At 52.1% G+C, this 6,075-nt stretch carries 8 protein-coding genes; 1 reads left to right on the top strand and 7 read right to left on the bottom strand.

The window, feature by feature from the left end:
- Window positions 1-498: 498 nt before the first annotated feature.
- The 3 genes from ABRP64_RS11380 to ABRP64_RS11390 form a co-directional block, all read right to left on the bottom strand.
- The gene (locus tag ABRP64_RS11380; RefSeq protein ID WP_284783794.1) at window positions 499-765 is read right to left on the bottom strand and encodes a hypothetical protein; all 267 of its coding nucleotides are present in this window, start codon (window positions 763-765) and stop codon (window positions 499-501) included.
- Window positions 762-1,352 carry an AAA family ATPase gene (locus ABRP64_RS11385; protein ID WP_284783792.1) on the bottom strand — a complete coding sequence of 197 codons (591 nt, stop codon included), beginning with the start codon at window positions 1,350-1,352 and terminating at the stop codon, window positions 762-764. Before ABRP64_RS11385 ends, ABRP64_RS11380 begins: the two co-directional genes overlap by 4 nt.
- Before the next feature lie 283 nt (window positions 1,353-1,635).
- Window positions 1,636-1,830, bottom strand: coding sequence for a ribbon-helix-helix protein, CopG family (locus ABRP64_RS11390; RefSeq protein WP_200450231.1), 195 nt, complete (start codon window positions 1,828-1,830; stop codon window positions 1,636-1,638).
- A 107-nt stretch (window positions 1,831-1,937) separates the two neighbouring features.
- On the opposite strand from ABRP64_RS11390, the gene ABRP64_RS11395 reads away from it, so the two are divergent.
- A complete protein-coding gene (locus tag ABRP64_RS11395; RefSeq protein WP_349866511.1) occupies window positions 1,938-2,561 on the top strand; it encodes a hypothetical protein in 624 nt (207 codons plus the stop codon).
- Window positions 2,562-3,203: 642 nt separating this feature from the next.
- Here ABRP64_RS11395 and ABRP64_RS11400 read toward each other — a convergent pair.
- The 4 genes from ABRP64_RS11400 to ABRP64_RS11415 form a co-directional block, all read right to left on the bottom strand.
- The gene (locus tag ABRP64_RS11400) at window positions 3,204-4,049 is read right to left on the bottom strand and encodes a P-loop NTPase and SpoVK domain-containing protein (RefSeq protein WP_284796921.1); all 846 of its coding nucleotides are present in this window, start codon (window positions 4,047-4,049) and stop codon (window positions 3,204-3,206) included.
- A gap of 399 nt (window positions 4,050-4,448) precedes the next feature.
- Complete coding sequence (locus ABRP64_RS11405) at window positions 4,449-5,489, bottom strand: ATP-binding protein (RefSeq protein WP_284771336.1); 1,041 nt, start codon at window positions 5,487-5,489, stop codon at window positions 4,449-4,451.
- Window positions 5,464-5,706: a hypothetical protein gene (locus ABRP64_RS11410; RefSeq protein ID WP_284771337.1), complete on the bottom strand. Its 243-nt coding sequence runs from the start codon at window positions 5,704-5,706 to the stop codon at window positions 5,464-5,466. The genes ABRP64_RS11405 and ABRP64_RS11410 overlap by 26 nt, the downstream gene beginning before the upstream one ends.
- A 2-nt stretch (window positions 5,707-5,708) precedes the next feature.
- Window positions 5,709-5,990 (bottom strand): hypothetical protein, encoded by a 282-nt coding sequence (locus ABRP64_RS11415; RefSeq protein WP_349866513.1) that lies wholly within the window; start codon window positions 5,988-5,990, stop codon window positions 5,709-5,711.
- Between the last annotated feature and the right edge of the window lie 85 nt (window positions 5,991-6,075).

Below are 6,075 nucleotides of genomic sequence, written 5' to 3' on the forward strand. Positions count from 1 at the left end.
CACGTGCTGGCCCCTGACACCATCACACTGCATGCTCTATCGAAAGGTAGAAACACCACTCAAACGGACTTGACCGCTGGATATCAGGTGTCCACCAAATGGGGGTCAGGTCCTGGGCACTGGAAGACGTGTCTTAATGAAGTGCTCATACCTCGTATGAGCACTCTTTTCTGTTGTAGAAGTACCTCTAAAGGTTCCGCTCACTCAGTAGAAAAATGATGCAACCTTAGTAGCAGGGCCTTTTATCATAGTTGGGTTTATCTAACGTTCTACCTTTCAAATAGGAAAAGTTATCCACCTTGCTTAAGCGCAGACAAGAAATATTTCCCCCCACCACCAGATCTCATAGCACTTTTTAAAGGTAGGTTCACCTCACTCAAGATCTACCTCCCCGTTTTCTCCTGCGCATACTTACCCTCACGACGGTGGGGATGGTTTATCTACACCTGCTGGGTTTACAGGAATACAGGTGCGGTAAAGCTGTATTCCTGTAAAACCTTATTTGTTGTTGCGGACGTATTCTTCGAGGTAGTTGCTGACAATCTCGCGAATGGTCATGCCTTTTTGCGCGGCGATGACTTTGAGTTCTGCGTGAAGTTCGCGGTCAATTTCGACGGTCATCTTCTTGACGTAGTCGCGGCCGGTGGGTTGATGGAATGCACCTCGTACTGTTTTCTTCTCCGCGGTCGGGGCCGGCCTTGCGGATTTCTTTGAGGAGGTTCGCGGGCCTTGCTGGGCCCTGGCGCGTTCTTTGCTGGTGCTCATTTCATCATCTCCATGAGTTCGTCTGCGGCTTGTTCATAGCCGTGCATTTCTGGGCCTGGGCAGTAGCCGAAGGCTAGGTGCATGTCCTCGCGTAGCGGGATTTCGGTTTTAAAGTGGGGCATTTGTTCTGTATCAAGTGCTTCTCGTGCAGCATCAAGAGCACTGGTGCCCTTCCTAGCGAACGTCAGCAGGACTGCATGCGGTGTTCCGCTAACTGCGTCGCGCAGTTCCCACACACGAGAAAGGTCAGCTGCAGCAGAACGGGTCGGAAGAATGATGAAATCACTGACAGCGATTGCTGCTTCGATAGCGTTCTCGTCTCCTGGTGGCACATCAATAAACATGAACTCATCGTCCCCGACGAGTGCCGCCTGCCTATCAACACGCTTGGGAATAGACAATTCAACCCCAAACGGTAAAGGGTCGCCTCCATCTTCCGCGCGTTCAGACCATTCCAGAGCTGAACCCTGCCGGTCTAAGTCTGTGACAGTCACGGTCTTTCCTCGGTGGGCGAAAACCGTAGCGAGAAACATCGTTGTAGTGGTCTTGCCAACGCCACCCTTGGCGTTAATGGCAGTAATAATCATGGCTTCTCCTAGGTGGATACGTCATTACGTCTATTAGTTTACAGATTTCAGTAAATACTGTTTTACATCTATACAGGTCTACAGTTGTATAGTTTACTGTAAATACTAAAAGTGCTGGCAGATGAGTCTTTTGCTTCTTTTTATCGTCATGTTCTACAGACAGACCTGCGAGCTTGATGCGGCAAAACTCGTTTTCAATGCTCTTGTCTTCGAAGTCCGCTGCGATGTGTCCCCAGTGGTATCCCTCCAACTGGGACAGCATCGCAGTAACTGCCATCTTGAGTTAGAAGCCACGACTGCGACCAGTACGGGCACATAGAGCATCTAGGCGCTCGATGATGCCTTCTGACATCCGTATAGATACCACTCGGTCTGAACGGTGAGGTCCTTGAACCATAATCAGAAGGCCTTTCGCTCCTACCACAAACAATGATTGCATAAGTTCGGCCTCGACACGGAAGAGGCGACTTTTTACCATGGAGAACCTCTTCCTTATTACATATACTTAAAGTGAGCAGGAGCAAAAGCCCCCTAGCTCAACACTCAGGTACTCTATGCCTAATCACCGCCCATAGGAGATTCGAAATGCATACTTCTCACTCATGGCTGAAAAGAACCTGCACCAAACGCGCCATGATAGCCTGCGTGGCACTTAGCATGGTTGGAGGAAATGCATACGCTACAGCAGCCGAGACAAATTCCCCCGATTTTACCGCTGCCGAAGTAAATTCAGAACCGACTTCTGCACAGGAAGCACAACTGGCTGATGACCTAGAAGTACTGTTTACGGAATATATTCCCCAAAAAGATGGTGTCTTCACCGTCAATGAACAAGCCGTAATAAGAGATGGTTACGCAGACAGCATGGGCGACTTTCATGCAGTGGCCCGAGCCTTCAACAGTCCCAACCCTGGACATCCTCAGGCAGGTTCAAAAACCCCAGTTATGGTACAAACTTACGATGCAAATTCATACGCAAAGTGCGTATTATGGAGTGCGCTAGGAATTCCAGCCACGGCTTTCACTAGCGGCACGTGGTCAGCCATCGTAACTGGTATTAAAGCCTTCAATTGGAAGCTGACCGCTTCCACCATCGTACGAGCTCTTGGCCCTGCATTCGTAAACGGTGCTGGAAAGGCCATCGGTGGTCCAGCGACGATCGCAGCCGCCTTGGCCGCTTCCGCAGGATTGTGTGCCTTTCAACAGTAATGGTTTCTAGAAAAAAGTATCTTGTTCGCCTGATTGGCACCAGCATTATTTTCTTTGCACTTGTTGCCGTTATCTTCGCTTTCTTTTTTTCAATGGGCCGAGGACACACGCTAAATTTTGATGACGCGATTCCTTGGCTTATCGGAACCCTAGTCTCTGGACTGCTGACTGTAATGTGGGTCAAAAGAAAAGCAAAGGACTTCCGAGAAAGAGAGAATCTCTGGGGACCATCGACGAAATAAAAGCACCTAATTTACCAGGATGGTAATGCTCAGATGTTGCGACGAGGGCCGAAACTTTTTAAAGTTTCGGCCCTCGTCGTCTGGGGTGTAGTCAAACGAGTCGAAGTTTAGATTTCAGGCCTCGACAGAGATTGCTAGTGGAATGTTTAATTGCTGCCGCGGACGTCGCGCAAGCGCGACGTCCTTGCCACGCTATTCCGGTACCACTACCAGCGTGCAAACTGGTGCAAGTATTTACAACGGAGACTTGGAACGCATTCAAATCGATGCCCACGGAACTGTAGGGACTGCAGGAGAATGTCACATTATTGTTGGATAGTTCTTCATATGTATATGAATGAATATAGTTTCATGTCCTAAAATCTACCCGCCTGAAGTCCCTCCCTATGAGGTTGTTTTGTTAGTCAAAGAATTTGTCCCGTAAGCGAGTTTCGTCGTGAGCGCCATAGGAATCTATATGGATGATTGTGTCAATCCGCCGGGCAAGCGCTTGTCGCCGCGATGCTGGCTCCCATAAATAGTAGCCCCGCGGAGATTCATTAGAAACCATCACAACGTGCGTGTACGCAGCAGCCTTGTTCGCGTAGCGAGCCGGAAGACTCATAGGCCACACATCGAGGATATTGAGTACAAGGCTTAATGGCATCGAGCCATCGAATTCGTCGAGAATCAGAGTCTTTTCCCCTGCATAAGAATCAAACGGATGGGAGTAGTCAGTGACTCGATAGAAATCGTCGCCACCTATATCCACCGCTAGTGATGTTTTCCCGGTGCCAGGCGGACCATACAGCCACAGAACCTCAATTTCTCGAGGTTCTGAGTTCTGTGCGCGCTCTCGGGCAGCAACGAGCCTTTCAACGAACGAAGTCATACGAGCAGCTTCTGGAACTTGAAGAAATATTTGGTCCGCGGAAAGCTCTTTTTCAAGGACTGCTTCACGAACTATCTCGACGTCTTTGCGACGCCCTTTTTCGTCATTGTGTCTAATTATGCCGTGTTCTAGCCTTGGCTCTCCAGTGACACGAGTTGTCTCTTTGGTGACGTACTCGATGGCCTGCTGTATGGGACCGCGGCGGGGTTCTAGATGCCCCGTGGGTAGTTTATTTTTAAGCGTGGAAAACCTGATCGGCGAGGTGTTGCCATCAATGAGTAGCTGCCAGGGGCGGTATCCGTCTTCTTCGCCTTCTTCTAGCTGCCCTAGATAGGAGTACTGTGCAAGAGCTTCTTCTATCTCCTTTCGGCTCATCTTCTCTGCTGATACTGTGGCCATCCATGACCGTGACTGCGTAGTCTTGCTACATTTTCTGCTACGCATTGCTTCACCTGAATATCCTTTCTGAGCTGGGGTGATACATGCTACAGAGGTGCCGGGTAACACTAACCCCGGCACTGGGCTGCCGCGACGGTCGCGCCTGCGACCGCCTTGCCCTGAAAAATCGCTTAAAACAAGGTGCGCGGCCCCGTCCCTGTGAGCACCGGGCCGCATCCCCCCCAATCACGGCGGCACTCACTTACCGCTCCCTCTGCTCCGGCCTCTCGGCCTCCCTCGGCTTCGCGCTCCTCCCGCTGGGAGGTCGCTCCGCGTCGGCCTTACCGGCCTCCGCGCGGTCACTCACGCTCGGCCTTGGATTGGGGGGACATACAACTAGGGAGCGAACACCTGCATTTCGACGAGATTCCCGCCCTCACCAGCGCAGACAAACCGACCACGGCCAACTTCCACCGGAGACGGTTCACCGTCCTCAGGTCTGCGTCCCAGTACCAGCTCAGCGTCTTCCGGGCGGGTGACATGTCCGCAAAGCTTCACACCGCAGAGGTCGCGAATCGCAGTTGGCAGCACGTCGGCGGTCATTCTCTGGGTTGCCAGGACAACAAACACCCCGGCTGACCTGCCACGTTGCACCAAATCTCTTACAAGTCGTGTACAATCGTCGGCAGACTTCTTATCGTCTTTTGACGACGACGCAGCAGAAAACACTAACTGACATTCGTCAACAACAGCGACGAGCAGCTTTTTCCCCTGAGGATCTCGCCAAAAATCCAACTCAGACGAAAGCCGCTTGTTCATTACTTTCTGCATGCTCTTCAAAACCGGTAAGAAGTCTTCTGCCTTCTCTCGCTTGCCGTCGAACGTCTTCACGGTCGCGCCCGCGCTGCTTAGCGCTCTCACCAGGTGCTGCAAAAGAATGGACTTCCCGTAACCGGGCATTGCACCGACGACAGCCCCTGACTGCTCCCTCAGATCAACGCCGGTCTCGCCGTCTTCGGACAGGCCTAGAATGACCCGGCCTTCCTCGTACCGAGGAACGCCCCGAACTGTCGAAGGCAAGTCCACCAGGTCAACGACTTGAACCTTCCCTCTCTTCACCAGCACTTTGACCGGAGTCTTTAGAAGGTTGCCCAACTCCGCCGACAGCCCCTCACGAGTCCACTTCGATGTATCCCCCGGGGCGATAGGAACCATGCCGTCTCGGCTTACTCGGTTTATCTTCATCTCAAACTTTTCCTCAACCTGTTTTCTCCTGGTCGACAACTCGCGCGCCGCGCGAGTGCGGAACCACCGCCGTCGGAAAAGCTTGACAAGAGCAAGCCAAACAATGCCGGCAACGACAACGGCCAGGGCTATCCGAATCGACCAGAAGATGACAGCCTGCTGTAACTCATCGACGTTCAACGGCAGCTGCATTCACAAGCTCCTCTAGAGCATCAGTCGCCTCGTCCATGCTGGTAAACCCGCAATTCTCCGGGCCTTCAGCCTCGATTACTTCCCGCATGAACGAAGCGCACTTCCAGGGCGAAGTCAGAGCACGAAAAGTCGATTCAACCTGCGACTTCCTGAACTCTTCCGAACCGCCGACGAACATTCCGTAGTCTCCAGCTGTGCTTTTGATGGCGTGGAGCATTTTTAGGCCTCCTTAACGTTAGTTGCTTGAACGAACTGGACGGCATTTCCGTCCTGAGGTGCAAAAGCGCCGGTCATCACGTTTTCGAAAGTCACGACGTCACCCTCACTGACCAGCGGTTTTACTTGAGACCACACGGTCACCGAACCATCGCGAGTCTCCCTGTCCACGATGGTCACATCGTTCCGCGTCGTCTTCTTCTCGCTTAACACATACTTGACGCCTATTTTCCATGCCTGACCAAGGAAAACCTGCGAGGTTTTCGACTCACCATCGCGAGTCACGACTTCTTGAGGGTTGCGTCCACTAGTGTGGTGTATCTGTAACTGACGGTGGGCCCCTTATGAATGAGGCTGGCGACCACCGTAG

It is taken from the genome of Corynebacterium sp. KPL4015, assembly GCF_040225725.1.
GTDB lineage: Bacteria > Actinomycetota > Actinomycetes > Mycobacteriales > Mycobacteriaceae > Corynebacterium > Corynebacterium rhinophilum.

Bases quoted from the DNA above. Each gene is read 5' to 3' on its own strand.
- ABRP64_RS11380 (WP_284783794.1), bottom strand. From the start codon at position 765: ATGAGCACCAGCAAAGAACGCGCCAGGGCCCAGCAAGGCCCGCGAACC.
- ABRP64_RS11395 (WP_349866511.1), top strand. From the start codon at position 1,938: ATGCATACTTCTCACTCATGGCTGAAAAGAACCTGCACCAAACGCGCC.
- ABRP64_RS11390 (WP_200450231.1), bottom strand. From the start codon at position 1,830: ATGGTAAAAAGTCGCCTCTTCCGTGTCGAGGCCGAACTTATGCAATCA.
- ABRP64_RS11405 (WP_284771336.1), bottom strand. From the start codon at position 5,489: ATGCAGCTGCCGTTGAACGTCGATGAGTTACAGCAGGCTGTCATCTTC.
- ABRP64_RS11400 (WP_284796921.1), bottom strand. From the start codon at position 4,049: ATGAGCCGAAAGGAGATAGAAGAAGCTCTTGCACAGTACTCCTATCTA.
- ABRP64_RS11385 (WP_284783792.1), bottom strand. From the start codon at position 1,352: ATGATTATTACTGCCATTAACGCCAAGGGTGGCGTTGGCAAGACCACT.
- ABRP64_RS11410 (WP_284771337.1), bottom strand. From the start codon at position 5,706: ATGCTCCACGCCATCAAAAGCACAGCTGGAGACTACGGAATGTTCGTC.